The organism is Dictyobacter kobayashii (assembly GCF_003967555.1).
Lineage (GTDB): Bacteria > Chloroflexota > Ktedonobacteria > Ktedonobacterales > Ktedonobacteraceae > Dictyobacter > Dictyobacter kobayashii.
Map to the genome: position 1 here is coordinate 658,653 of NZ_BIFS01000002.1, position 25,103 is coordinate 683,755.

The following is a 25,103-nucleotide window of genomic DNA, read 5'->3' on the forward strand; positions in this document are numbered from 1 at the left end:
GCGTGTAGCCCGGCAAGCTACCAGGGTAAGGGCTCCCCGTAGCGGAAGAAGCCACCTGTCGGACCATTGTCAGGCAGGTTCACTGCCCATACGATACTCGACGCCCCCTTCTCAACCGGACCGGCACCCATCGCCTCCATGCCAGGAGCGGTTGCGGTCAGGCCGGGGCAGACGGCATTGACGAGGATACTCGTGCCTTCCAGCTCTGCCGCGAGCTTCGAGGTGAGCGCGTTCAGGGCTGCTTTGGAAATACCATAGCTTGCCACCGATCCGCCATTGATTGTCAATCCAAATTGTTGGTCGCCATGAGACCCTGCTCCACTCGATACGTTCACGATGCGGCCATGCTGGCTCTTGCGAATGAGAGGCAACAATATTTGCGTGGTGCGCCACGCCCCGAATACATTCGTTTCTAAAATCGCATGAGCGGCCTGTAGATCAGCCGTCGTCGCCTTCTCTGTCCAATCGACGTAGGCAGCGGCATTGTTGACAAGCACGTCCAGCCGTCCAAATTCTTGCTCCAGGATAGTGGCAAGAGCGCGTATACTATCATCTTGTGTGACATCGAGAGCGTATGGCCGAACATCTCGTCCCTCTTCAACCAACTGCTGTGCAGCGATGCTGGCCTTCGAAAAATCGCGTGCCGTGAGAAGCACCGTCATGCCCGCGCGCGCAAGCTGGCGACACACCTCCAGGCCGATGCCGTGACTGGAGCCGGTCACCAGCACGACCGGCGAACTTATTTGTTTCTTATCGTCCATAGCACTCTCCTTAGTATTATTGCTTTTTAATAAACAGGTAAAAGTTCATCACTGATTCACTTTGGGTGTGCTGTTCTATGCGCAAGAGAGCAAGATAACTTCTTTCTCCTGATCCTCGCAAGCCTTCATCTTCATGAAAGTTCTCATGTATGAAGAAAAGTATACATGGGGTGATAGGCGAAACAAAAACCTGGATGTAGGCAAAAATGACCAATTTCTACGCTAGCCTGGATCTTGTTCTAGGTATGCTGCTTCGTGGCGTGATGACGATACTCAAGCGGCGTGAGTGCAAGCTTACGTTTGAAGAGCCGTGTGAAGTGCGTCGCTTCCTCAAAGCCCAGGTAATTCGCGATCTCACCAACGCTCAGATCAGTATAGTACAGCAGTTTCTTGGCCTCAAGCAACACGCGATCTACAATCAGGTCATATGCTTTGCGCCCAATCTCATTAGAGATAGCGTGGCTGAGATGATTCGGGGTCACATGCAACAGGTCCGCATACGCTTGCACGGTACGCTGTGTGAGGTAATGTTGCTCAAGCGCCTGCAGAAACTGCGCTGCCAGTGAAGGGTGTATGGATGAATGAGCCTGGCGCGTACAGTAGCTTTCATACAGGCCCTTACAGTCGAACAGGAGTGTTAATAACAAACCCTGCAACATGGGTACACGATATGGATGCTGTTTATTCTTAAAGGTGCGCTCCAAACGTAGAAAATGGTCTCGGAGGGTAGCTTTCTCGGTGCTTGTTAGAGGAAGTATATGCAGTTCAGTAGGGCGAAAGAAAGGAAAATCTTCCAGCAGTGAGACCACATACTGACTCAGAAATTCAGGCTGGAAGTATAGCAGAAAGCCCTTTTGCGCCTCCCCTCGTATCCAGGCGGATACATGACCGGGAGATTGAAAGGAAATGGTGTTACTTGGCCCGGCCAGACGCTCAGTGTTCAGTTCAATCACCGCATCCTGGGAGTTTTCCTCAAGCAGCAAAAGACAGTAAAAACGCAAGGTGTAGGGCGGCATTACTTGCCGCGTCGAGGGGTAGGTCTCCTCAAGTGTGTATACATGAAAGTCGGGCAAGTCCGTACGTCCACTGAAGCCCATGATTTCATGACTGTGATTAATATCATCAAAATGAAGAATCTGCTTTCGGCGTTGCATTACTCCCCCATCGTACTAAACAAGCAAGGATCTAGACTGTTCCGCCCTCTATTATACAGCCCGGGCCGGTCTCCATTGAACAGGACACAAAGCATTATCACATGTTGTGTGGAGCGTGTGTTAGAAGACGAGCAAAAATCTATGCGCAGTTAGTGCAGATATGGCTTATATCCCATGCTTCAACGTTTTTACTTGTAAAATTAAATAAAATAATTAGCACATCTTTTTATAATAAAAACAGAGACATATGCTGTCTCTGTTTTTATTACTTGTAAAATTTGAAGGAGTAAGAAATGCGTTTCTCTGGATTCTATCGACTGGTGTGTGTATTACTATGTAGCATTGCCTGCATAGTTCTCGTAAGCGGGACGGCGGGGGCTCATGAGCGCCTGTCTGGTCAGCGCCTGCAGGCCCTGCGTGAGCTGGCGGCTCATGCCCAGACGGTACAGAAGATATCCACTTATAATAGTGCAGCCTTTGTGATGAACTTCTCCATTGAGTATTTGAATCCCGATACAGGCGAGACAGGTACTGCGGGTGGAACCGACAACTATCCTGTTGGCCAGGAGCGAACCATCGATCTCGATAGTCTGGGCATCCCCGATGGATCGCTGGTGCGGCCTCATGTCAATGCCATTCTTGGAACCTCGAATTCTGGCGACCGCTACGTGCACTATCAGCATGGCAACGGCGGGGTAGCCTCGTATCGCGTAACAGGTACGACCTTTAATTTCTCGGTCTCGCTCGTTCAGTAATGTCGCTTTGTGTGCAGCGGGTTTTCAATGAAAATCTGCTGCACACAAAGCAGAAGTATTTCTACTATGGCCGTGAGGATTAGATACATGCTGAGAAAACGCCAAAATATTTCTCTCTTATTTCTCTATAAAAAGGGATTATGAAAGTATTTCCTCGGCCGCGGCAAGACCTTTCCGGGTTTCTTGATGCCAGATTTGCCATGCTTCGTCCTGTCCCATACTCGGGTCAGTAGCACATAAAGCCTCTAACTCGGCCAGTACCAGCAGAAAACGATCGCGGGCGATACGCGCCTGCGCTATACGCTCAGCCTCCATTTTCCCTTGCCGGCTCAAATGCAACGCGAGCAGCGCATGATCAAAACGTTGTAGAAGCGGGTCCAATACATCATCCGTTGTCACCTCGTCCGTTATAAGCGCCTTCCTGGTAGCGGCTAACCCTCTCTGTTGTTTGAAGCGCTGCTGCAAAGCTGTGAGCAGGAGAGGAAAAATCTCCTCAGCAGCCTGCAGCGCATTCTCAGCATCGATACGATCCATCAGCGTTTCTTCCACTGCCGTAGCCAGAATCGCTGCGCGCAAACGTAGATGTTCATCCCCGGTCACCTGGAATGTCTCTACCACCAGATCTAAATCCTCCGGACTCAAAAGGTGGAAGCGGGGAACAACCAGCGACTGTTTCAAACGTCTCACTTTTTCCCGATGCAACAGCCCTTCATGCATCAGGTCATTCAGGTTACACCCACGCTTGCGTAAGAGATCTTCTAATTCGCGGGCAAAAAGATTCCAGCGTCTAGGCTCCGCGTTTTTCTGTGTCATCTCGTTCCTCCTTTAAAATAGAAACATAGTATCTTCTAAATTAACATCCTCTTTCTCTATAAGTAGATGAAATTAAAAATGCTTTTGTCAAAGGCGGAGAAACTCATATTGGTAGCTGGAGAAGCAGAGACAAAGAGAATACACAGTGGTGTGGCTAGGAAAATAGCGATAGGAGGGATATATTTGAAAAAGAAAGGAGCTATTTCCTTTGTTAGTCAAAGCGCTACACCAACGGTACACGATACAGTAATTTAGCAGCAACGAGAGGATTTCAGATGACCAATCAGTCGTTACCGGAGAAATATATTTTAGAACCAATTTTAGTCCTGTTTGATCAAGCAATGCTTTCGCTCTATTTAAGTAGACAAAGTCAAAAGGATCAAGAACGCTTGAAACAAGCACAAGTCGCACAAAAGCGCTTCCGCAATGTTCTCTCTGAACTCGAAAAGTTATGCGTAGTAGTTCCAGAGATGGAACAAGATGAAATCTGGAAATTCTGGCGCGAAGAGACGCATAGAAACTTAAAGCTAATAGAGGAAGACATCTCGCAACTCTAATCGATTTTTCGTCAACGATACCTCTGCCACCACCAACGCAAGAAGCTAAACCAAAGAAAAGTCTTTAGTTTAGAAAAATGCTTTTAATACTATTCTTCACCATGCAATAATGCCGCCACGATTAATTATTGCGCTCGCTACCAACCCAATTGTACGGTCGCTACCAACCCAGCACGTGAAAGCCGGCCCAATAGTAGGGGTGGGCATAAGGTTGGGCGGTCGGCTCTTCTTGCTCCGCTCCATAACGGATCATTAGCTGAGCCTCATCGTCTTTCCAACGTGCCGATCGTCCTCGCACCGGTATATAGCGCCAGGATCGATGCGTCCCCTGTGTGAGAGTTTGTCCATCATTTGGAAGCGCTCCAAGAGAACGTGGCAAAGCACTTTGCCAGTGGGCAAGTTCCTGATTAGTCACCGAACACAGCCATGATTGGGCACGTGCTAAAGCTGCTGCTGGAGGCTCATACTCCATCCGTGGCAACCATTCCTGGGCAAAACGTACCATCAATAGATAGGTCGCCTTATCATCGACTACCCATTGTGCAGCAATTACTGCCCGCGCACCAGCTTGCAGCATTGCCGCCGCAAGACTATGAACCTCATCATGCGCCTGAAGATCTAGTTGAGCAGTCTGACAGGCTGCGAGCTGCAAAAGACGCAATCCCCGTAAATCAGCCTGATGACTTAACATTTCTGCCATCGTGATCCGCTCTTTATTGGCGAGAAGTAAGGCCGATTGCAAGAAATCCTGTGTATCAAAAAGACCATGGCAACATGCATTGACGATCCAGCGCTGGCTGAGTGCCGTAAGGAGCCGCTCACGGGTGGCCTGTTTTTTGAGATACACCTCAACCGGGAGGGAGGCGCGGCGCGCCAGGGTATAGACCGTGCGGGCTTCAGCCTCACTCCAGTCCAAATTCCCATGGGGATCGCCAAAGGTGGTTATGCCGGCCTCAGGACTACGTGAACTGGTAGTAGAAGACTGAAGAAGGGAACGTGCACTAGGAGCCACACTCGTGGGAAGCGTTTCCCCCACTGAGCGACCGTCAGGTAAGCGAACAGCTGTCAATGGGAAGGTAGCAAGCTGTCCACAAGGAATAAGTGTCAGGCTCGTTGCTCCTTGCTCTTGCAGCCATGCCATCACCGGAGAAAGAACGGTAGTACCAAGTCGCTCAAGACAGTATGTCAGCTCCTGTTGCAGGAAGAAGGCGTCAAAGGTTGCCTGCATCAACATATAATCTTCGCGGCTCAGCGAGGTAAGCGCTTGCTGTGCCAGTGCTGCAAAGGGAAGGCAGGATAGCGCTTCCTGCGCGGCATTGTTTAATGTACTGTTCTTCTGCAGAGAATGACACGTAGCATGTAACAATTTCACCTTCTCCTGGAACGTCTCCCCGTCCCACTGCTGGCATAGCAGCTCGAATCCTTTTCCCATCTGGGCCGGAGCAAAACCGCCAAGAAGCTTTTCAGAGTGATCATCCAGACGTACCTCGATCAATTCATTGACGAAGGTATTCGTTAGATCCGGTATAGCGAGGGAAACAAAGCGAGCGGGGGATGCTTCTTGTTCCCCCAAAGCGACAACTGTAATCCCACCCCATGGGGTGGCAACAAGATAGACGAGCGCATGTCCTCGACAAACATGTGTAGCAGCATTGAGAATGGTCTCAGCATTGAGAGACATATTCAAAAAGTCAGCAGGATCATGGGCGGCACGGATCTCGGTCACCAGTGCATCAAATGCAGCTTTGGCCTGTCGATAGGCCGCCGTATGATCAAGATCCAGGCGTCGCCGTGTATTCTCATCCAACTCGCGTGATGGAGACGCGTGTAGCTTTGCTTGTGCGCTAACGAGTTCGGCTCGCACGCTAATATAGCGTTGCCGGAGTGCTTCATCGGTAATGAGTGCAGGATCGGCAGCATCGAAGGCCAACGCTTCGGCAAGCCCACGCGCGCGCCCCCGCTCAATCGTAACGGCCGCTTCGCTCACGCGTCCCAGACGATGAAGTGCGTACGCCAGTCTGGTCGCAGCTTCTCGGCCCTCTTTGAGAATCGCATCACGCCCTAATGTGCCAGTACCTAAAGCGACTAGCAAGTCTTCGGCCTCAAGAGCGATCATATAAGCCTGTTGCGCAGCCTCCCAGTTCCCACGTTGGGCCTCGGTCTCGGCAATGTTTAGTCGTACCTCATGTGATTTGCGCGGAAAAGCTTCCAGGGTATATATACGCAACGCTTCACGATAACAGGTAATAGCCTGAGCTAGATTTTCATCCTGTCCTCCCATGATGCGTTGCCTATAAATAGAACCAAGATCATTGGATGTATCAGCATAATCCAAAGGAAATACGTCAAATGTTTGCACTCGTAAAGCTTCATGCTGGCAAGCGATGGCACGTTCCAGGTTTTCCGCGCGCTCACCCGCGATACGATCTGTATATGCAACGCCGAGATTGTGCTGTAGGAACGCATAAAAGTATGGGAACTCATCAAGTGTCCAAAACACGTAAGGTTTCGTGATAATGAGCAATAGCGAGCTCCAGATTTTCCCGCCGTTCGCCCGCAATACGCTGTGCATAAGCATTGCCAAGGTTATTGTGCAAGCCTGCATAGCTAGACGGGAGCACGTTATCGAAGGTCAAAATATGCGAGGCCTGGTGGTAGTGGGTAATAGCGAGCTCCAAATTTTCTCGCCGTTCTCCTGTTATGCGCTGTGTATATATATTGCCAAGACCACTTTGCATATCCGCATACTCGAATGGAAATGTCTCGCGTGTCCAAACACGCAAGGCTTCATGAAAACAGAGAATGGCTTGCTCCTGGTTTTCCCTCCGTTCGCCTGCAATGCGCTCAAAATATATAATGCCCATATTTTTCTGGAGTTGTGCATACTGATAAGGATAGCGCGTGAGCGTATAGACGAGTGAGACCTCAGTATAAAGGCTAAGGGCCATTTCAATCGCTTTGCTGCGTTCGGCTCCTGGATGTCGTCTCCAGGCATCAGCAAGTCCCCGCCTCAGAATCGCCTGAAGTTCCGGAGGGTAAGTAGTATCCCCTTGAATTTTCTGCAGTGCTTCCTGCAGCAATTCTGCTCGTGCCACCGCAGACTGTTCGGGACTCCTGGCCTGTCGCAAGACGTTCAAGCGCTGGTCAACTTCTTCCAGCCAGGGCGGCACATCAAGCACAAATCCACCATGCAAATTGATAAATGCTTCGCGAACCGCTTCAGCAGTCCCACCACGGCTTCGCGCATCCTGCCACAATAGAAGGGCTTCGCGTTGCCTTTTCGTCTGCACCACGTCCCCAATTGCCTGATCGAGCAGAGCATACAAAATCGTCTCACTGTGTTCATCAAGCAAATAACAATGATCTTCTAGAAAGCGCCGCTGTTCTCGTGCGGTTAGAAGATTCAGCCATGTCTGTATTAGAAGAGAGTGATTGGCATACGTGCTCGAGGACAATGGAGAAGTACTCTCCTCCACATCAGGTTCGTTGGGGTTAGCATCGTCAGATGTTGGCGCATTCTGTCGATCGTGCTGCTCCATACAAATCCTTTCATTAAGCAATAGTGGGATTTGTGTCTCTTAAGATAATTGATTATGTACAACCACTGCCTCTCAACGCTCAGGTCGAGACTTGCATGTATATTGCTCTTGAACAATATAGCATAGATCTGCAATTTTATACAAGCACCTCTTTAGTTCGTCGATACCTTCTCTTCTTCTTTTTTCAAGTAGTGGCTATAACGGGCGAAACAAAAAATGCAGCCAAGCATCAACAAGATGCCAACGCCTGTCGCAAGCATACCCAGAATGGTCTGCGGATTAAAGATGAAGACGACCACACTGAGAAAAAAGATTGCCAGGCTAAAAAAGATTATTGCGGCAATACAATAGCGATCAGATAGGCGCATATTCGCGCTTTCCATCTCAGACGAATTATCTCCCGTTGCCATATATGCTTCTCCTGAAAAATCTATCTTTCACAGCCTCATAGAAGCCGCTGGATGGTGAATTATTCTTGTCCGGGTGTCCTTTTTTGCGTCACAAAGGCGAGCGCAAAAAGCAAGAACAACAGTGTCGCCAGCGCGATATAAACGCCAGGTTTTGCTTCTACCTGGGAAGTCACCGCCTCCGGGGGTACCACTTCCTGTTTATGCGGCAGTGCAACCAGCAAGAGAAGGCTGATGACGCCAAGGAAAAATAGGACCACAAGTCCGTAGTCAAACAACGCAAGTGGGGTCATTGTTCCTTCCATTTCCTACTTATACGGTGTTTCAGAACACACGACAATAACGATAGTGATCATACGCCTTTTACCTCTTTCTCATGGACTGGTGGTACGATATCCTGTGCTTTAAAGACATGGAAGAGAAACCAGAGCGAGGGTATCAACACCAGCATACCGATCAGCGCACAGATAAAAAATTGCTGTAGCGTGGTGGGTGGACTGGCAGCACCAACGACCGTCATATCGGGGGGATGATATAGGGAAGTTGAGAAAGTCCCCATGTTCCCAGAAACGCGCCGGTAACCACCCCGACCAGGAGGCGTGCTAGTTTGTAGCGCCGGAAGAACAAGGCTGCGATAGTGGCGATGCCAAGCAGCATCGTGACGCCAACCGCCCAGAGTGCATGATCGAGCATGCCATGCCAGAGCAGCGGAGCTTGCGATGGGGCAAGAAATAGTCCAAGCAGACCAAGTACAGCCAGCAGGGTTCCCCCAATAAAGGCGCGCTTGCGAAAAGTCTCTGCCAGATCTTTCCTGTCAGCACGCTCAGCCTCGACGGTCAGGTAAATAGGGGCAATGGTCGCGCACAGAGCCACGGCGATAGCACCGGTCGTCAGTGCAAATGGTGAGAGCCAGACACTCCACAGGGCCACGGGCGGCTGACCGTGTTGCAAACGGATCTGTCCACTCGCCACCGCCGCCGCACAGGCACCCAGCAAGAAGGGCGTGATGATACTGGCAATCCCAAATGCGCGCCCCCAGATTTCGCGCACTGTCGCGGCCCCGAAAAATTGTGTCCGGAAAGCGAACGAGGCACCACGCAACACCACACCAATAAGTATCAGGGTAAAAGGAATAAAGAGCGCCGTCGCCAGCAACGCAGCGACAGCGGGAAAAGCGGTAAAAAGTCCCACGACCAGGTAGATCAGCCAGACGTTGTTGGCCTCCCAGACTGGACCAACTGCGTGCACAATTAATTGTCGCTTGTCATCTTGATCAGAACCATGGGAGAAAAGATCCCAGAAGCCTCCACCAAAGTCAGCTCCTCCCAGAGTAGCATAAGTGATCATAGAGAGCCAGAGCAGGACCGCACAGGCATAAGCTAAGATCATGAGGCACTTACCTCCTCCAACTTTTTGCTGCTACGTTCAGTGGTAACCATCTCTGACCAGGTTTGGGGCGGTTTGGGACGACGCGCCAGGCGCAGCAGCAGCACAACAAGCGTTGCCCCGAGCACGATATAGATGCAAGAAAAAATCAGGAAGCTGACATTCATCCACTGGGCCGGGTTGACCGCGTCTTTGGTAAGGAGAACGTTATAGATGACCCAGGGTTGTCGCCCCTCTTCAGTAACCATCCAACCAAGCTCAAGCGCTAAAAATGCCAGCGGCCCCGCCAGTATGCTTGCCCAGAGCATCCATTTCTGTTCTGGCACAACGCGCTTGCGGCGCAGATAGAGAAACCAGAAGACGGCACCCACAAGTAAGATAAAGAAGCCACTGCCAACCATGCCATCAAAAGCCAGGTGGACCAGGGCCGCCATTTCGGGACGTTGATTGGCCGGGAAGGAGTCGAGACCGCGGGTATACGAATTGAGATCAAAATGAGCGATTAAGCTCTCACCATGTGGAATCTCGATCGCGTAATAGACCTTGCCCGTCTGAGGATCAACGATGCCCCCCAGATAGAGTGGCTTGCCATTTCCAGACTGGAGCACGCCCTCCATGGCCGCATACTTTGTTGGTTGCGATGTCTCCAGAAAACGGGCGTTAAAATCACCACTCACGATTTGCAATGGAATGGCGATCACCCCCAGCAGCATGCCGAGCAGGAGTCCTTTGCGATGATAATCGTCGCGCTTACCTCTCAGCATTCCTGTGGCATAAACCGCGGCAGCCCCGAATCCTGTCGCCACATAGCAGGCCAGAATCATATGCGTGGTCTCATAGGGTGTACTGGGATTTAAAATTGCCTCGAAAGGATTAACGCCGACTACATGGCCATGCACAATCTGAAAACCAGCCGGAGAATTCATCCAGGAATTGGCGCTGGTCACGAACCACGCTGAGGTCAGACCACTGATCCAGATGGGAAACGAGGTCAGCCAATGTACGGTGGGAGTGAGTCGCTTGGCGCCATAGAGATAAATACCTAGAAAAATACCCTCAATAAAAAAGGCAAACCCCTCCAAAGCAAAGGGCAGACCAATGATAGAGCCAGAAAATTGCGTCCAGGTTGGCCAGAGTAAACTCAGTTCAAATTCGACGATAGCTCCTGAAACAGCTCCGATGGCAAACAAAATAGCAAAAGCTTTGGTCCATTGGCGCGAGAGCGCCAGCCACGTTGCATCTTTCTTCCATAGCGCCAGCCCTTCAGCAATACAAAGCATAAGTGGCAAGCCGACACCAAGGACAGAAAAGATGATATGAAAAATGAGGGAAGTGCCCATCTGGGCACGAGCCGCTAGCAGATTAGGAATCATAGGCTTTGATCATAATCCTTTTATTTAAATATGCTACGCACCCCAGAAACGCTCCCCCTTTATCTACAAAGTACACTTACATCCGCATCTCTGGCGCCATTACCTGGCTTACTTCTAATACGAAACGAGACACCTTTGAGGATATACTCCACTGCTTATAATCTGGTAAGAACAGGCTAAGACCTGACAGATCGTGTTTCTTGATACATTCATTCTGACCAGGCATTATGCACCATTATGCTATACAGTAAGCACAAAAATGGCGCATAGAGGAGACTTTGTCTTACCTCTATGCGCCAGGGAATCTATAATAAGCTCTATATATTATTTCTCATGTGTGCCGTGGCCGCCTTTACGTCCAGCTTCGCGAGCTTCGTGGCTATCGAATTCGTGCGCATTGCCACTTTCATGGGCGGCATGGCCGCCTTTACGTCCAGCCTCACGAGCCTCGCGGCTGCTGAATTCATGCGCATTGCCACTTTCATGGGCAGCATGGCCAGCTTTTTGATGCTGCTCGTGGCTTATAGCCTCTTCGCTTTTATGTGTGCTGTGCCCACCTTTACTGCCGGCGGTGTGAGCTTCGTGGCTGTCAAATTCGTGCGCATGTCCACTTTCGTGGGAAGCATGCCCAGCCTTTTGATGCTGCTCATGACTCACTGACTCTCCACCTTTATGTCCAGCATCACTTCTTTTTTCATGTTCGGATGCCATATGATTTCTCCTTCCATAATACAATTAACTTTTATCAAGCTATTATGTTGGTTTCACATGTAATCGTTATATATTGTATACGAATGCCTCAAAGAAACCGATACTCAGCCTTATAAATAATAAAGGATAATCTATCATTTAAAGCTCTACCTTTCTACGTGTATGCATAATAAAATGGAGCTCAAACATACTGTAAAAGTGAGCAAATGACAAATTTTAACTCTATAAGATAGACCCGGATGCTGGTAATTGAGGGACACTGAAACCTTCTCTCAGCAGTCGTCGTGATAAATGATCATGAACGTCATTAGAAACCTAAATATAGGTGAAAGGATAGAGATATGCCGCAACTGCTATCAGTAAATGTTGGGCTCCCACGCGACATTGCATGGCATGGAGAGGTGGTACGTACCGCTGTTTGGAAAGAATCTGTGCCGGGCAAGCAGATGGTGAGGCGGCTCAATATTGATGGAGATGGGCAGGGAGACCTGGGTGGTCATGGCGGTGAAAACCGGGCTGTGTTCGTCTATCAGATTGCCTCATACCATTATTGGGAACAGCAACTTGGGCGCAATGATTTCGTCTTTGGACAGTTTGGAGAAAATTTCACGATTGATGGTCTGCCTGACGACGAGGTTTGCATCGGCGACCAGTACCGTATCGGAAACGCCTTATTTGAGGTCACACAGCCACGCGTCACATGCTATCGCGTTGGCATCCGCATGAACGAGCCCAGGATGGCCGCGCTGCTGGTCGCGCATCGGAAACCCGGCTTTTACTTCCGTGTCCTGGAAGAAGGCGAGGTAGAAGCCGGCAATGAGATTACGAAAGTAGCCACTGGCCCTGAACACATGACGGTCACTGAGATCAATTCCTTACTGTATCTATCCGGTCATTCACAAGCACAACTAGAGCGGGCATTGCGCATCCCAGCGTTGAGTCCTGGTTGGAAACATTCCTTTGAGGCTCTTCTTGAGCAGGTAGCGACTGGCAGCGCCGCGGGAGGGAACGCGGGACTGGCAGCGGCCAGCAGTCAGCCTCCGGCCTGGCAAGGCTTTCGTCCCCTAAAAGTGTCTCGCATCGAACGAGAGAGCGATAGCGTCCTCTCATTGGTCCTTGTAGCGGCGAATGAGCAACCACTCGCCGCCGCTCTACCCGGTCAATTCATCGTGCTTCGTTTGCGCCCCAATCCTGACACCCCACCACTGCTACGCAACTACTCGCTCTCCAGTGCACCAGATGCCAAATCTTATCGGGTGAGCGTCAAACTTGAGGAGCATGGTGCAGGCAGCGGATACGTGCATCATCAGGTACGCGTTGGCGATGTATTAGATGCCAGTGCTCCGCGCGGTACCTTTACTTATCGCCCACAAGGAGAGGGGCCTATTGTGCTGCTCAGCGCGGGCGTGGGAGCGACTCCTGTATTGTCAATGCTACATGCGCTTACCATGGAGATATCGTCACGGGAAGTATGGTGGCTGTATGGAGCACGCAATCATAACGAACATCCTTTTGCCCAGGAGGCGCGCCAGTTGCTTGCAAGGTTGGCGAATAGCCATAGCCACATACGCTATAGCAGGCCCGATGTTCAGGATCATCCCGGTCAAGACTTTGATGCTCCAGGACACATCAATATAGCAGTGCTGGAAGAGATCGGAGTGCCCCGCACCGCGGACTTTTATCTATGTGGGCCGCCATTGTTTCTGCAAGACTTAACTGCCGGCCTCACCAATTGGGGTATTCCAGGCAATCAGATACACTCAGAAAGTTTTGGGCAGGGCACACCGCTCACACCTGGTGTGGTTAAGACAGTTCTACAAGCACCGCATCCTCCAGTTGGAGCTACCGGTACAGGCCCATCAATCTCATTCGCCCGTAGTGGTCTGACGGTTCACTGGGACCCGGCATTTCAGAGCTTGCTAGAATTCGCCGAGGCCTGCGACGTTCCGGTAAGGTGGTCATGCCGAACAGGGGTCTGCCATAACTGTGAAAGTGGCCTGATTGCTGGATCAGTAAGCTATCAACCAGAGCCACTTGAACCACCTGCCGCAGGAAACGTATTGATCTGCTGCTCGCAACCCACGGGTGAAATCGTTATCGATCTCTGAGCGCGAGCCATTGATCACGAACAGTGGGTTACGCGGCCGGATAAACCAGGGTAGCATCTCTTTCCGATTTTCGTTCTTTTGCTGGTGGACGGGGCTCGTCGGGCAAATGCTCTGTACCAAAGATAGCCCCCGCCAGCTTTGCTGTATGCAGATTCGTCTTGCTCAGATCGACATTGCTCAGATCCGCCCCGGAAAAGTTCGCCCCATCGAAATGTCCATTGAGGAGGTGCATACCTTCCAGGAAAGCACCACGAAGATCGGCATGACTGAGATCCGCCCTCGTTAGATCCGCATAGCAAAGCCTGGCGTTACGCAGGTCTGCCCAACGTAGATGAGCACCACTCAGATTGACGCCACTCATATTAGCACCGCTCAGATTGGCACCACGCAAGTCCGCACCACGCAAGTCCGCACCACGCAAATCCGTTCCCTGCAGATTAGCCTCAGTCAGATCTGCTTCATGCAGATCAAAACTTCGCAGATCCATTTCGTGAAAGTCCGCTATATGCAGGTCTGGCTCTACAGCCTGAACGTCAGGATGTGCGTGTCGCCATGTATTCCAGGGCTTCTTGCCTGATAAAAGAAGGTCACGCTGCTTTTGGCTTGCCATAAGATTCACGCCCTTGTCCGTTCTGGTTGCTTACACTCTCTATAAAAGAGTGGTTCAAGAAGAACCATTACTCTCTGTTGTAGTAGCGCCAGGCTATTACAGCAGAAATGATATTATCGAAAAGAGGAACAAGCAAACTGAATGCATTTTTATCAATGAGGAACATAGTGGAGGAGTAATGCCGCACAAAAAGATTTGTGTGACTCTTATAATTATACATTATTTTTTGTATGATTGCAACATTTATAAATCATATACATAAATAATAATGACCGTATAGGTTCGAGGCTTGACCTCAATACCTTTCGAATGCATAAAATGCACAAGAAACACGACATGTACGTGCGGGGGCAAGCCCGACCCGCATTCTACCAACTTTTTTTGTTAAAATGCAGGTCGGGGCGCATGAAGTCAGCTCAGAGCTGGCTTAGTTCTGGTAGAGCACTTCCATGCTGATGGGGGCTACGGTGGCGCTACCAGAGATATTAGCACTGGCATGCGTATCGAGCTCTTCAGTCACGGATGCCACTTTCCACTGTCCTGCGGGCAGGGTGAGTTGAGTGGCAGCTTTGGTGGGGTTATACACGACCACGATGTTGCGCCAGCGATCATTATTGGCATAATCTTTAAGCTGGAATGCGACCGTATTAGCGGGGCTATTCAAAAAGGTCAGATGCTCTTTGATTGCCTCGGCGCTGGTCATGCGAAACGCGGGATGGCTCTTGCGCAGCTCAATGAGTCCAGCATAGAAATTAAAGACATCTTTATGCTGTGCTTTCAAGGACCAATCAAACTCATTGACGGCATCGCCAGCCTGATAGCTATTATCATTGCCACCCTTCGAGCGCAGCATCTCTTCGCCGCCCTGCATAAACGGAATGCCCTGGGACGTCATAACAACGGACTGGGCCAACTCATCCATCTTGATACGATCCGCCACACTATCATTGGGATTGCTGGCGGCAATCTTATCCCACAGGGTCATGTTATCGTGGCTGGTAACGTAGTTGATCGTCTCACGTGGCGAGGCTGTGAAGTCGTTGATACTCCCCTCCACACCTTTTTTGATCACATCGGTCAGGCCGGTTGCGCCTGTCGCGAAACCCTGGGCAGTCTTATCGAAGACGTTGCCGTCCAGACCATTGCGCAGGTTATCGTTGAATACCGCCAGCTTCAGCCCTTTTTGCTGTCCCTTGGTCAACAGCTGACTGTCAGGTAAGGCCGAGGTGCCACCGGTCCAGGGCTCACCATGAATAAGGATACCAGGGTTGATGGCATGCAAATCATTGGAGATTTTCTTCATGGTATCAACACCGAGCAGAGCCATCAGGTCGAAGCGGAAACCATCAACATGATATTCATTCACCCAGTATTTAACCGAGTCGCGAATAAATTTCTGCACCATAGGACGCTCGGCGGCAATCTCGTTGCCTGTGCCAGAGCCATTGGTGTATGAGCCAGAGAAGTCCGTGCGATAGTAGTAGCCGGGAACAATCTTATCAAAGTCAGAGATCCTGGTGGTGAATGTATGGTTGTAGACTACATCCATGATGACACCAATCCCCTGCTTATGCAGGCTCTCGACCATCTGCTTGAACTGCGTGATACGGGCTGTACCATGGGGGTCCGTGGCATATGCCCCCTCGGGCACGTTATAGTTGCGGGGATCATAGCCCCAGTTGTATTGATCGGAGCGCGTCTCGTCAATGCTGGCAAAACCATACGATGGCATGATCTGCACATCGGTAACGCCCAGTTCCTTGAGACTATCGACGCCAGTTGAGACACCGCCAGGTCCCTTAGTACCCTGCTCGGTAAAGCCCAGGAACTTACCCTTATTGGTGACGCCCGAGTTCGCATCAATCGTGAAATCGCGTGTGTGCACTTCGTAGATCACGGCATCCTCGGGGTGGGCAGGTGTCTGATGGTGATCACTATTCCAGCCGGCAGGATTGGTCGTGCGCAGGTCTACTACCATCGCGCGTGTACCATTCACGGCAATCCCGGTCGCATAGGGGTCAACCGCGGTCTGCGTCTGACCCTGAACGGTGACCTGATAGAGATAATACCAGTTTTTCAGATTACCCAAAACATCGAGATGCCAGGTGCCTTTTTCGCTCTTGTGCATGCTCACTGATTTAGTTAAAGCGCCGCTCTCGCTATTAAAGAGCTGTAGATTAACCTGAGACGCCGTCGGAGCCCAGACACGGAAACTGGTGAACCAGGGAGTGTACTGGCTTCCCATGTCATTTCCTGTGTAGGTGTACTGAGAATTATTGAGCACGTTGCGCGGAGTGATTGTAGCGGCCTTGACGTCTTTTAACGCGAGCTCCACCGTATGCGTCACATCGGGCGCGACTCCCAGTGTAATCGTCACAAGATCAGACTGAAGGCTGCTGCTGTTATCGTGGGGCACAATACTCTTCACAGGCAGTTGCTTGTTGGTCGTGGTATCCGTGACCGTAACATCGCCGGGCGCATAAGGAAAATTAACCGGCGTCGTTAATTTCGCCACCACGGTCTGGTTATCTTCCAGGAAGGCATTAGCTACACGTGGCTTCTTCCCTTCCAGGGCAGCATCCAGGGATGTGTATACAGTGGGATCGCCCGACACCAACCAGACCTCGCCAGAACCCTGCGCGATATTAATAAAGCGATTGGTATCGATATCCTTGGCGACCCAGTCGCCTTCACGCACAATAAAACCGACCTGCGCCGTTGCTGCTGTCTGGCCGGTATCAGCTGGAATGGAGAGGTCCGCAACGGCACCATAAGCATCTGTGCCGTTGAAATTGTAACTTGCACCATTATGCCCGGCTCCAGTAGTATCAACAGTCCACATCCATAGATTCCAACTGCTATACATACCATCTGGTCTAAAATAATGTACTTTGACAGAGACATTGGGAACCGAGCTCGCCGCCCTTGCACGTACCGTTTGTGTCAGGCCGGCTCCTCCAATTAACAGGAGAAGGAGAACCATCAGGCTCACCTTCCAGGCTTTCTTTACCTGAAAGCCTTCTTTGCCAGAGATCATAAGTTTTTCCTTCCTTGAAAATACTCGCGCTAGCTTTCCCATTGTTCTTTCATCTATAGCATGAGAGGGGTACGAAAGAACGGCTAGCTTCAATGTTATATCTCTTGACATGAAAGAGTGATCAACCCAATATAGTTGACAGATCAATTGTTGACCACAAAACTATTTACTTTTAATAACCATAACATTCAATGATTCATTAAGTCAAGTCATTAGAATGAATTTGCTATATCATAGCATTCTTCCTGCCATTACCCTCGCGCTCCATCTGGATCTGCTGCCCCTGCACTCCCACTTCCCCCTAAAGAAAGGGGGTGTACTACTCCCATCATCATGGGAAGCGTGTTAACCTTGTGCGTTGGACTCCTTCGCCGGATGCCCACGTCGGTCTCTTCAGTTGCATTATAAAAAGGACATAGCATCCTTTCAATATTTATAGAGTAATTCATACAGCCAAGACCCTTATATTTGTTAACACTACCTGGCATGAAAAATGATAAAATAGAAGAAGATGTTCTGACCCAGAGGTCGTTTTTCATGAGCACTAATTGGTGATGGACAGGACACAAAGAGGCCCGGTTGAAGTGTGCCATGGACCAGATTTCTGTAAAAGAATAGTTTAAACCAGGAAGGAGAGGGATGATGCCATCTCATGGGAGGAAGTTCTTGACAATGGGAGGCGCTGTTCTCGCAACAAGCAGCTTCTTCTTTTCATGGGCAGGAGAAAGTGACTACCGTAACCAGATCAGCGGCTGGAGATTGAGTAAAGAGCTTGGCCCGGCATTCCTGCAAGGAAACCTGTTTTCCCAGAATGATGGCTACTCCACTTTAACTGGCTTCCTCCTGTTCACTTGCTTGTGCCTCTGGATCATGGCCTTGCTTGCATTGAGTGTACTAGTTACGAACTGCCTGCCCTCTTCCCTTGCTCTTAAGCGATGGTATCAAACAGTGGCAAGGTTAGGGCTTGTAGGTGTGTTCCTGGCATATGGCTCACTCTTTTTGCTCATCTCATTTATAGCGGCGCAAGCTCCTAACGTAGCAACTTTTTTCCTTATCCTGTTGGGCGGGCCTGGGTTATGGCTCTCTCTCCTCGGGTTTCTTGGTGTGCTCTTTGGCGCAAAGAGCCAACAGGTTGCACAACGAGAATCATAGCTAAGCAATAAAGGGGGGAGAGCAGGGAAACGAGAAGGAGGGTGTCTCCTTGAGAGAAAATATCTTAAGAACCCATTTCTTGAACAAGGAGAACACAAGACAACAAGCTCATCTATTCAGTTTCAAATGAGAAGTAAAGGAGAATGCCAATGGAAAAACGAGAGGCACTCGATCCAAATCTGGTAAGTGACTTTGTAGGGAATGCTCATGGTGATCTCAATCGCGTTAAAGAGCTGCTGGCACAGGAGCCTGCATTACTTAATGCTGCCTGGGACTGGGGCGGTGGCGACTGGGAGACTGGGCTAGGAGCCGCGTCACATATGGGGCGCAAAGATATCGCGCTCTTTCTGATTGAAAATGGGGCTCGCACTGATATCTTCTCTGCTGCTATGCTTGGTCAGCTGGATACCGTCCAGTCGATCCTCACAGCCTATCCCCATCTACTCCACTCTAAAGGTCCCCACGGTATCTCTCTCATCACGCATGCTCAGGCTGGAGGTGAAGAGGCCAGCGCAGTCCTACACTATCTCGAAACGCTCAGCTAAGCTATCTCAGAGTGCGCCTTACTCCAATCATCATGGGAAGCGTGCCACTCTTGCGCGGACGTGCGCTGGCGCGCCCGCACCTTGTTTTATTATGTGGTGCAAAAGTGCGCCCGGGCGCACTTTTGCACCACATAATAAAACTTCTTGAGCGCCTTTGGCGCTCAAGAAAAAAGAAAAAAAGAGCCAGGTTGCTTTGATACAACCTGGCTCTCAACATACATCGAGGATGTATTATTTGTGATTGTGACTTACGCGCTCACAGTCTCATGGGCACGCACAACCACCTTGCCATCTTCAAGCGTTAACAGGGCCTGCTGACCGCTGGCGATGGTGCCATCCAGGATGGCGTCGGCCAGGGCATCATCGATGTAGCTCTGGATCGCTCGACGCAATGGACGAGCTCCATACTCTTCATCGAAGCCCACCTTGAGCAAGAAGTCACGCACCTCGTCGCTCACCGTCAACTCGATCTGCTGCTCCTGCAAGCGTCCACGCACCTGAGCCAGCAGCAGGTCGACGATCTGGTAGAGCTCCTCACGTCCCAGCGTGTGGAAGACCACAATCTGGTCGATACGGTTGATGAACTCGGGCCGGAACGCTCGCTTCAAGCCTTCCATCGCCTTGGAGCGCATCACCTCGTGCTGCTCATCTTTGGCCTCATCACCCTTGCGGGTGCTAAAGCCCATGTTGACCGCACGCTTGAGGTCAGCACTGCCGGCATTACTGGTCATGATCACCACCGTGTTCTTGAAGTCCACGGTGCGACCCTGCCCATCGGTCAGGCGTCCATCATCCAGGATCTGCAACAAGGAGTTGAAGACCTCCGGATGCGCCTTCTCGACCTCGTCGAGCAAGATCACGCTATAGGGACGGCGGCGCACCTGCTCGGTGAGCTGCCCACCATCATCATGACCGACATAGCCCGGAGGGCTCCCGAACAGACGAGAGACGGTATGTGGCTCCATATACTCCGACATATCCAGCCGGATCATATGGTCCTCGCCCCCGAAGAGCTCAGCGGAGAGCGCCTTGGCCAGCTCGGTCTTACCGACGCCGGTCGGTCCCAGGAACAGGAACGAGCCAATCGGACGTTTGGGATCTTTCAGACCCGCACGCGAACGGCGGATCGAACGAGCCACCGCGCTGATCGCCTCATCCTGACCAATGACACGCTGGCGCAGATCCCCTTCCAGGGTTAAGAGGTTTTTACGCTCGCTCTCCAGCATCTGGGTCACCGGAACGCCGGTCCACAGCTCGACCACCTGCGCAATCTGCTCAGGCGTCACCAGCAAGGAGAAGGTGGCATCGCTTTGATTGCGTGCCTGCTCTAGTTTCTGCTGTACCTGCAATTCTTGCTGGCGCAACTGGGCGGCCTTCTCGTAATCTTCGGCCTCCGCAGCGGCCTCTTTCTGCTGCTGCAGATCCTTCAGTTCTTTCTCTAAGGTTGAGGGGTTGACCAGGCCCTTGTCACTGGCTTCGAGCACCAGGGCAGAACCGGCTTCATCCATCACGTCGATGGCTTTGTCAGGCAGGAAACGATCATTGATGTAGCGATCAGAGAGCTTGACAGCCGCTTCAATCGCCTCATCGGTGATGCTGACACCATGGTGGGCCTCATAGTTGGGGCGCAGCAGTTGCAGCATCTGGATCGCCTCTTCCACCGAAGGCTCATCGACCTTGACCGGCTGGAAGCGCCGCTCCAGGGCGGCATCCTTCTCGATGTGCTTGCGGTACTCGTCCAGGGTCGTCGCGCCGATACAGCGCAACTCACCACGGGCCAGCGCCGGCTTGATCATATCCGCAGCACCCACAGAACCCTCGGCTCCGCCAGCGTTAACCACGGTATGCAGCTCATCGATAAAGACAATTACTTCGGGAGCTGTACGCAACTCTTCCAGAATGGATTTGATACGCTGCTCAAATTGTCCCCGGAACATTGCACCGGCAACCATACCACCAATATTCAAAGTTACCACGCGTTTGCCGCGCAGATTAGCGGGCACATCTCCGCTGACAATCTTACGGGCCAGGCCTTCGACGATCGCCGTCTTACCGACACCCGGCTCACCAATCAGGACCGGATTATTCTTCTGCCGGCGTCCCAGGATGGTGATCATGCGGCGTAACTCACGCTCGCGGCCAGCGGCAGGATCTAATTTGCCCTCGGCAGCCTCGGCGGTCAGGTCACGACCATATTCATCAAGGGTTGGTGTCTTACTGCGCTTCGCTTGCTTTTCAGCGGTCGCGGTATTCACTCCTCCCGCACGAGCGGCGGAAGCGAAAGGATTTGTATTGTTGTTAGCGGCAAAACCAAAGGGAGCACCGGCGGATTCAGAATCACCGAAACCACCCATCTGGTCCAACGAGTCCATAAGTTCTTCTACGCAGGACTGGCAAAGGAAATGGGCTTCACGTTTACCGTTAACCATCGCCTCAACACGAACCTGGGCAGGATTCTTCTGACAGCGTTCACACTTCATGTAGTTGTATGCTCCTCACTATATATATTCGATGGAGTTTGCGCTTCCTCGACCAGGCCAATGGGCCGGGATGAAACACACACTCCGAGGAAACAAGCATCTTATAACAAATGACTGGCGAGCAAATCGAATAAATTCAATCTTTTATTTTTTGTATTTTCTCGTACTCGCACTGACTATTTATTCATACATCTATGATAACGGTAGAGTAGGATTGATTATTCCCACTTCTGGCAGTCTATTTAAAAGATTGCCAATTGCTTATGATAACAGGAGGATCGAATCGCTTATTCCCTCCTTCTATAGCTTTAGCGGGCCGCTTTTTATTTTGTACGCGTAAGCGCTAGATTTAGATGTAGCCACTCACGAAGAGCTGCCACTACTAATCGGTTAGCCAAACCAAAAATAGCTTCAGGCAGAAGAGATTGTTGGATTATCTCTTCTGCCTGAAGCACAGGGGAATATCAGGTTTACGCCTGGACGGTTGCGGGCACTTGCACCGCAACCTTACCATCTTGCATGGTCAGCTGGGCCAACTGACCACTGGCGATGGTGCCATCCAGGATGGCGTCGGCCAGGGCATCATCGATGTAGCTCTGGATCGCTCGACGCAATGGGCGAGCTCCATACTCTTCATCGAAGCCCACCTTGAGCAAGAAGTCACGCACCTCGTCGCTCACCGTCAGCTCGATCTGCTGCTCCTGCAAGCGTCCACGCACCTGAGCCAGCAGCAGGTCGACGATCTGGTAGAGCTCCTCACGTCCCAGCGTGTGGAAGACCACAATCTGGTCGATACGGTTGATGAACTCAGGCCGGAACGCTCGCTTCAAGCCTTCCATCGCCTTGGAGCGCATCACCTCGTGCTGTTCATCTTTGGCCTCATCACCCTTGCGGGTGCTAAAGCCCATGTTGACCGCACGCTTGAGGTCAGCACTGCCAGCATTACTGGTCATGATCACCACCGTGTTCTTGAAGTCCACGGTGCGACCCTGCCCATCGGTCAGGCGTCCATCATCCAGGATCTGCAACAAGGAGTTGAAGACCTCCGGATGCGCTTTCTCGACCTCGTCGAGCAAGATCACGCTATAGGGACGGCGGCGCACCTGCTCGGTGAGCTGCCCACCATCATCATGACCGACATAGCCCGGAGGGCTCCCGAACAGACGAGAGACGGTATGTGGCTCCATATACTCCGACATATCCAGCCGGATCATATGGTCCTCACCCCGAAGAGCTCGGCGGAGAGCGCCTTGGCCAGCTCGGTCTTACCGACGCCGGTCGGTCCCAGGAACAGGAACGAGCCAATCGGACGTTTGAGATCTTTCAGACCCGCACGCGAACGGCGGATCGAACGAGCCACCGCGCTGATCGCCTCATCCTGACCAATGACACGCTGGCGCAGATCCCCTTCCAGGGTTAAGAGGTTTTTACGCTCGCTCTCCAGCATCTGGGTCACCGGAACGCCGGTCCACAGCTCGACCACCTGCGCAATCTGCTCAGGCGTCACCAGCAAGGAGAAGGTCGTCTCAGACTCTGAGCGGGCTTTCTCAAGCTTCTGCAGGGTCAATAGCTCCTGCTGACGCAGTTGGGCAGCCTTCTCGTAATCTTCGGCCTCCGCAGCGGCCTCTTTCTGCTGCTGCAGGTCTGCCAGTTCTTTCTCCAAGATCGAGGGATTGACTAATCCTTTGTCGCTGGCTTCGAGCACCAGGGCAGAACCGGCTTCATCCATCACGTCGATGGCTTTGTCAGGCAGGAAACGATCATTGATGTAGCGATCAGAGAGCTTGACAGCCGCTTCAATCGCCTCATCGGTGATGCTGACACCATGGTGGGCCTCATAGTTGGGGCGCAGCAGTTGCAGCATCTGGATCGCCTCTTCCACCGAAGGCTCATCGACCTTGACCGGCTGGAAGCGCCGCTCCAGGGCGGCATCCTTCTCGATGTGCTTGCGGTACTCGTCCAGGGTCGTCGCGCCGATACAACGCAACTCGCCACGGGCCAGCGCCGGCTTGATCATATCCGCGGCACCAACGGAGCCTTCAGCGGCACCGGTACCAACTACGGTATGCAACTCATCAATAAAGACGATCACTTCGGGGGCTGTACGCAACTCTTCCAGAATAGATTTGATGCGCTGCTCAAATTGTCCTCGGAAAGATGCACCGGCAATCATACCACCCATGTTCAATGAGATGACACGTTTGCCGCGCAGGTTAGCGGGCACATCTCCGCTGACAATCTTACGGGCCAGGCCTTCGACGATCGCCGTCTTACCGACGCCCGGCTCACCAATCAAGACCGGATTATTCTTCTGCCGGCGTCCCAGGATGGTGATCATGCGGCGTAACTCACGCTCGCGGCCAGCGGCAGGATCTAATTTGCCCTCGGCAGCCTCGGCGGTCAGGTCACGACCATATTTATCTAACGTAGGGGTTTTACTCTGGGTCTCCTGGCGCTCAGCGGTTGCAGTACTGGCACGGGCAGCAGAGGCAGAGGAATTTGTATTGCTATTGGCGGTAAAACCAAAGGGAGCACCAGAAGCCTCTGGGCCATCAAAACCCTCAGCCTGTTCCATTACTCTCATCAGTTCGTCAACACAGGACTGACAAAAGAAATGAGACTCACGGCGCCCCTCCACCATTTGATCAACGCGGACCTGGGCAGGATTTTTCTGGCAGCGTTCACATTTCATTATATGTATGCTCCTAACTTTATCATTTATATGTAGCAGGGAAACTGCCTCTTGCAGGATCCCTTTTAGGAATTTTTCGATCTTCCCTTAGCAGTGCGGGAAAGCATTAGCACTCTCAAATCTTCACTGCTAATTCACTTATATTAACGATCGCTCGGGTTCTTTTATTCCCGACTTTAGCATTCTTTTGACGAGATTGCTAAGTGCTTATAAAAACACATTCCTGAATCCAATTATTCCCATATTTAGCAGTTCTAATTCTCGAGTGCTAATCCGGTAATCATAAACGAAGGTTTTTGTAAGTCCTCAAACAAATATGCTGCGGGGCGGCTACTATATTTCACAAATTTCAGGGAAAGGCTTTATAAGGTTATATTCTTTGTGCCTTCACAAAGAAAGGTGAGCGCATCGGGGGTAATAACTTTGCCATAGAGATCATATTGACTGACCAGGCGCTTGTTCACATGCACATCCAGTTGTACCGCCTCGTAGGCATGATCTCCTTTGCAGACATAACCCTCGCGTGTAAAGAGGCGCCGCGCGCGTTCATTATTATGCTGAAGCCAGGCCACGATGCGCATCGGCTCACCACCTGCATGCTGCTGTGTCCAAGCCTGAGCATAGCGCAGCAACCAGGTGCCGATACCGCGACCGGTGTACGCGGGATGCACACCCGACACATGATGAATCCTTACACATTGGCTTGTGTGCTCGGCATCGGCAAAAACTTTTTTCACATCAATGTAGCCAACGATCACATCATCGGGCGTCACAACGACCTGCGTATCATGCGCCAGGTCCAGGCTATGCCAGAATGCCTGGATAGCCACAATAGCATGTTCAGAGCTAGCATCAAGCGTAGCGAGCGGCTCAAGCTGCTGAGAATCTTCAGCATACGCGATGGCGGCCAGTAAACCCACCACATTCTCAGCATCTTCCAGCAGAACCGGGCGCACGATAAAATCATGAAGTAGTGCAATGTTCATCTGCATCCTTACGTCCTTTCGTTTACTACTTATATAA

The 25,103-nt window shown here is 51.3% G+C and carries 22 protein-coding genes; 5 read left to right on the forward strand and 17 right to left on the reverse strand.

Annotated features, from left to right (window positions below; translation table 11 throughout):
- Positions 1-17 precede the first annotated feature (17 nt).
- On the reverse strand, positions 18-761 hold the full coding sequence (locus EL645_RS29625) for an SDR family NAD(P)-dependent oxidoreductase (RefSeq protein WP_126555442.1): 744 nt from the start codon (positions 759-761) through the stop codon (positions 18-20).
- 239 nt (positions 762-1,000) lie between these two features.
- On the reverse strand, positions 1,001-1,915 hold the full coding sequence (locus tag EL645_RS29630) for a helix-turn-helix domain-containing protein (protein WP_126555445.1): 915 nt from the start codon (positions 1,913-1,915) through the stop codon (positions 1,001-1,003).
- 293 nt (positions 1,916-2,208) lie between these two features.
- Here EL645_RS29630 and EL645_RS29635 point away from each other — a divergent pair, with 293 nt between their 5' ends.
- Positions 2,209-2,670: a hypothetical protein gene (locus tag EL645_RS29635; protein WP_126555448.1), complete on the forward strand. Its 462-nt coding sequence runs from the start codon at positions 2,209-2,211 to the stop codon at positions 2,668-2,670.
- A 138-nt stretch (positions 2,671-2,808) separates the two neighbouring features.
- On the opposite strand, the gene EL645_RS29640 is transcribed toward EL645_RS29635, so the two are convergent.
- A complete protein-coding gene (locus EL645_RS29640; protein WP_126555451.1) occupies positions 2,809-3,483 on the reverse strand; it encodes a hypothetical protein in 675 nt (224 codons plus the stop codon).
- Between the two features lie 275 nt (positions 3,484-3,758).
- On the opposite strand from EL645_RS29640, the gene EL645_RS29645 reads away from it, so the two are divergent.
- On the forward strand, positions 3,759-4,040 hold the full coding sequence (locus EL645_RS29645; RefSeq protein ID WP_126555454.1) for a hypothetical protein: 282 nt from the start codon (positions 3,759-3,761) through the stop codon (positions 4,038-4,040).
- 160 nt (positions 4,041-4,200) lie between these two features.
- On the opposite strand, the gene EL645_RS29650 is transcribed toward EL645_RS29645, so the two are convergent.
- The 8 genes from EL645_RS29650 to EL645_RS45925 form a co-directional block, all read right to left on the reverse strand.
- Entirely contained in the window at positions 4,201-6,540 is a 2,340-nt protein-coding gene (locus EL645_RS29650) for a CHAT domain-containing protein (RefSeq protein ID WP_161977798.1), read from the reverse strand.
- On the reverse strand, positions 6,524-7,579 hold the full coding sequence (locus tag EL645_RS39670; protein ID WP_161977799.1) for a tetratricopeptide repeat protein: 1,056 nt from the start codon (positions 7,577-7,579) through the stop codon (positions 6,524-6,526). Before EL645_RS39670 ends, EL645_RS29650 begins: the two co-directional genes overlap by 17 nt.
- Before the next feature lie 152 nt (positions 7,580-7,731).
- Entirely contained in the window at positions 7,732-7,989 is a 258-nt protein-coding gene (locus tag EL645_RS29655; protein ID WP_126555459.1) for a hypothetical protein, read from the reverse strand.
- Between the two features lie 59 nt (positions 7,990-8,048).
- The gene (locus EL645_RS29660; RefSeq protein ID WP_126555462.1) at positions 8,049-8,279 is read right to left on the reverse strand and encodes a hypothetical protein; all 231 of its coding nucleotides are present in this window, start codon (positions 8,277-8,279) and stop codon (positions 8,049-8,051) included.
- Positions 8,280-8,338: 59 nt separating this feature from the next.
- Entirely contained in the window at positions 8,339-8,506 is a 168-nt protein-coding gene (locus EL645_RS39675) for a hypothetical protein (protein WP_161977800.1), read from the reverse strand.
- Positions 8,503-9,375 carry a cytochrome d ubiquinol oxidase subunit II gene (locus tag EL645_RS29670; protein WP_126555470.1) on the reverse strand — a complete coding sequence of 291 codons (873 nt, stop codon included), beginning with the start codon at positions 9,373-9,375 and terminating at the stop codon, positions 8,503-8,505. The genes EL645_RS39675 and EL645_RS29670 overlap by 4 nt, the downstream gene beginning before the upstream one ends.
- Complete coding sequence (locus tag EL645_RS29675; RefSeq protein WP_246035624.1) at positions 9,372-10,745, reverse strand: cytochrome ubiquinol oxidase subunit I; 1,374 nt, start codon at positions 10,743-10,745, stop codon at positions 9,372-9,374. Before EL645_RS29675 ends, EL645_RS29670 begins: the two co-directional genes overlap by 4 nt.
- A 324-nt stretch (positions 10,746-11,069) precedes the next feature.
- Positions 11,070-11,456: a KGG domain-containing protein gene (locus EL645_RS45925; protein ID WP_126555473.1), complete on the reverse strand. Its 387-nt coding sequence runs from the start codon at positions 11,454-11,456 to the stop codon at positions 11,070-11,072.
- Between the two features lie 341 nt (positions 11,457-11,797).
- Here EL645_RS45925 and EL645_RS29685 point away from each other — a divergent pair, with 341 nt between their 5' ends.
- Positions 11,798-13,564, forward strand: coding sequence for an MOSC and FAD-binding oxidoreductase domain-containing protein (locus EL645_RS29685; protein ID WP_126555476.1), 1,767 nt, complete (start codon positions 11,798-11,800; stop codon positions 13,562-13,564).
- A 28-nt stretch (positions 13,565-13,592) separates the two neighbouring features.
- On the opposite strand, the gene EL645_RS29690 is transcribed toward EL645_RS29685, so the two are convergent.
- Positions 13,593-14,174 carry a pentapeptide repeat-containing protein gene (locus EL645_RS29690; protein WP_126555479.1) on the reverse strand — a complete coding sequence of 194 codons (582 nt, stop codon included), beginning with the start codon at positions 14,172-14,174 and terminating at the stop codon, positions 13,593-13,595.
- 427 nt (positions 14,175-14,601) lie between these two features.
- Complete coding sequence (gene pulA, locus EL645_RS29695; RefSeq protein WP_161977801.1) at positions 14,602-17,211, reverse strand: type I pullulanase; 2,610 nt, start codon at positions 17,209-17,211, stop codon at positions 14,602-14,604.
- A 672-nt stretch (positions 17,212-17,883) separates the two neighbouring features.
- On the opposite strand from pulA, the gene EL645_RS29700 reads away from it, so the two are divergent.
- The gene (locus EL645_RS29700; RefSeq protein WP_126555484.1) at positions 17,884-18,363 is read left to right on the forward strand and encodes a hypothetical protein; all 480 of its coding nucleotides are present in this window, start codon (positions 17,884-17,886) and stop codon (positions 18,361-18,363) included.
- A 149-nt stretch (positions 18,364-18,512) separates the two neighbouring features.
- Positions 18,513-18,908, forward strand: a complete 396-nt coding sequence (locus EL645_RS29705) for an ankyrin repeat domain-containing protein (protein ID WP_126555486.1) — start codon at positions 18,513-18,515, stop codon at positions 18,906-18,908.
- Between the two features lie 248 nt (positions 18,909-19,156).
- Here EL645_RS29705 and EL645_RS29710 read toward each other — a convergent pair whose 3' ends face one another.
- The 4 genes from EL645_RS29710 to EL645_RS29720 form a co-directional block, all read right to left on the reverse strand.
- Positions 19,157-21,388 carry an ATP-dependent Clp protease ATP-binding subunit gene (locus tag EL645_RS29710; RefSeq protein ID WP_126555488.1) on the reverse strand — a complete coding sequence of 744 codons (2,232 nt, stop codon included), beginning with the start codon at positions 21,386-21,388 and terminating at the stop codon, positions 19,157-19,159.
- Between the two features lie 470 nt (positions 21,389-21,858).
- Complete coding sequence (locus EL645_RS43290) at positions 21,859-22,602, reverse strand: AAA family ATPase (RefSeq protein ID WP_246035625.1); 744 nt, start codon at positions 22,600-22,602, stop codon at positions 21,859-21,861.
- Entirely contained in the window at positions 22,599-24,080 is a 1,482-nt protein-coding gene (locus EL645_RS29715) for an AAA family ATPase (RefSeq protein WP_246035626.1), read from the reverse strand. Before EL645_RS29715 ends, EL645_RS43290 begins: the two co-directional genes overlap by 4 nt.
- A 362-nt stretch (positions 24,081-24,442) precedes the next feature.
- Positions 24,443-25,072, reverse strand: a complete 630-nt coding sequence (locus EL645_RS29720; protein WP_126555491.1) for a GNAT family N-acetyltransferase — start codon at positions 25,070-25,072, stop codon at positions 24,443-24,445.
- Positions 25,073-25,103 lie beyond the last annotated feature (31 nt).

What these genes read in the sequence shown, in the direction of transcription:
- pulA (WP_161977801.1), bottom strand. Translation starts at nt 17,211, where the DNA reads ATGATCTCTGGCAAAGAAGGCTTTCAGGTAAAGAAAGCCTGGAAGGTG.
- EL645_RS29630 (WP_126555445.1), bottom strand. Translation starts at nt 1,915, where the DNA reads ATGCAACGCCGAAAGCAGATTCTTCATTTTGATGATATTAATCACAGT.
- EL645_RS29645 (WP_126555454.1), top strand. Translation starts at nt 3,759, where the DNA reads ATGACCAATCAGTCGTTACCGGAGAAATATATTTTAGAACCAATTTTA.
- EL645_RS29625 (WP_126555442.1), bottom strand. Translation starts at nt 761, where the DNA reads ATGGACGATAAGAAACAAATAAGTTCGCCGGTCGTGCTGGTGACCGGC.
- EL645_RS29635 (WP_126555448.1), top strand. Translation starts at nt 2,209, where the DNA reads ATGCGTTTCTCTGGATTCTATCGACTGGTGTGTGTATTACTATGTAGC.
- EL645_RS29715 (WP_246035626.1), bottom strand. Translation starts at nt 24,080, where the DNA reads ATGAAATGTGAACGCTGCCAGAAAAATCCTGCCCAGGTCCGCGTTGAT.
- EL645_RS29720 (WP_126555491.1), bottom strand. Translation starts at nt 25,072, where the DNA reads ATGCAGATGAACATTGCACTACTTCATGATTTTATCGTGCGCCCGGTT.
- EL645_RS29675 (WP_246035624.1), bottom strand. Translation starts at nt 10,745, where the DNA reads ATGATTCCTAATCTGCTAGCGGCTCGTGCCCAGATGGGCACTTCCCTC.
- EL645_RS39670 (WP_161977799.1), bottom strand. Translation starts at nt 7,579, where the DNA reads ATGGAGCAGCACGATCGACAGAATGCGCCAACATCTGACGATGCTAAC.
- EL645_RS45925 (WP_126555473.1), bottom strand. Translation starts at nt 11,456, where the DNA reads ATGGCATCCGAACATGAAAAAAGAAGTGATGCTGGACATAAAGGTGGA.
- EL645_RS29705 (WP_126555486.1), top strand. Translation starts at nt 18,513, where the DNA reads ATGGAAAAACGAGAGGCACTCGATCCAAATCTGGTAAGTGACTTTGTA.
- EL645_RS29670 (WP_126555470.1), bottom strand. Translation starts at nt 9,375, where the DNA reads ATGATCTTAGCTTATGCCTGTGCGGTCCTGCTCTGGCTCTCTATGATC.
- EL645_RS29710 (WP_126555488.1), bottom strand. Translation starts at nt 21,388, where the DNA reads ATGAAGTGTGAACGCTGTCAGAAGAATCCTGCCCAGGTTCGTGTTGAG.
- EL645_RS29655 (WP_126555459.1), bottom strand. Translation starts at nt 7,989, where the DNA reads ATGGCAACGGGAGATAATTCGTCTGAGATGGAAAGCGCGAATATGCGC.
- EL645_RS39675 (WP_161977800.1), bottom strand. Translation starts at nt 8,506, where the DNA reads ATGACGGTCGTTGGTGCTGCCAGTCCACCCACCACGCTACAGCAATTT.
- EL645_RS29640 (WP_126555451.1), bottom strand. Translation starts at nt 3,483, where the DNA reads ATGACACAGAAAAACGCGGAGCCTAGACGCTGGAATCTTTTTGCCCGC.
- EL645_RS29690 (WP_126555479.1), bottom strand. Translation starts at nt 14,174, where the DNA reads ATGGCAAGCCAAAAGCAGCGTGACCTTCTTTTATCAGGCAAGAAGCCC.
- EL645_RS29660 (WP_126555462.1), bottom strand. Translation starts at nt 8,279, where the DNA reads ATGACCCCACTTGCGTTGTTTGACTACGGACTTGTGGTCCTATTTTTC.
- EL645_RS43290 (WP_246035625.1), bottom strand. Translation starts at nt 22,602, where the DNA reads ATGATCCGGCTGGATATGTCGGAGTATATGGAGCCACATACCGTCTCT.
- EL645_RS29700 (WP_126555484.1), top strand. Translation starts at nt 17,884, where the DNA reads ATGGGAGGCGCTGTTCTCGCAACAAGCAGCTTCTTCTTTTCATGGGCA.
- EL645_RS29685 (WP_126555476.1), top strand. Translation starts at nt 11,798, where the DNA reads ATGCCGCAACTGCTATCAGTAAATGTTGGGCTCCCACGCGACATTGCA.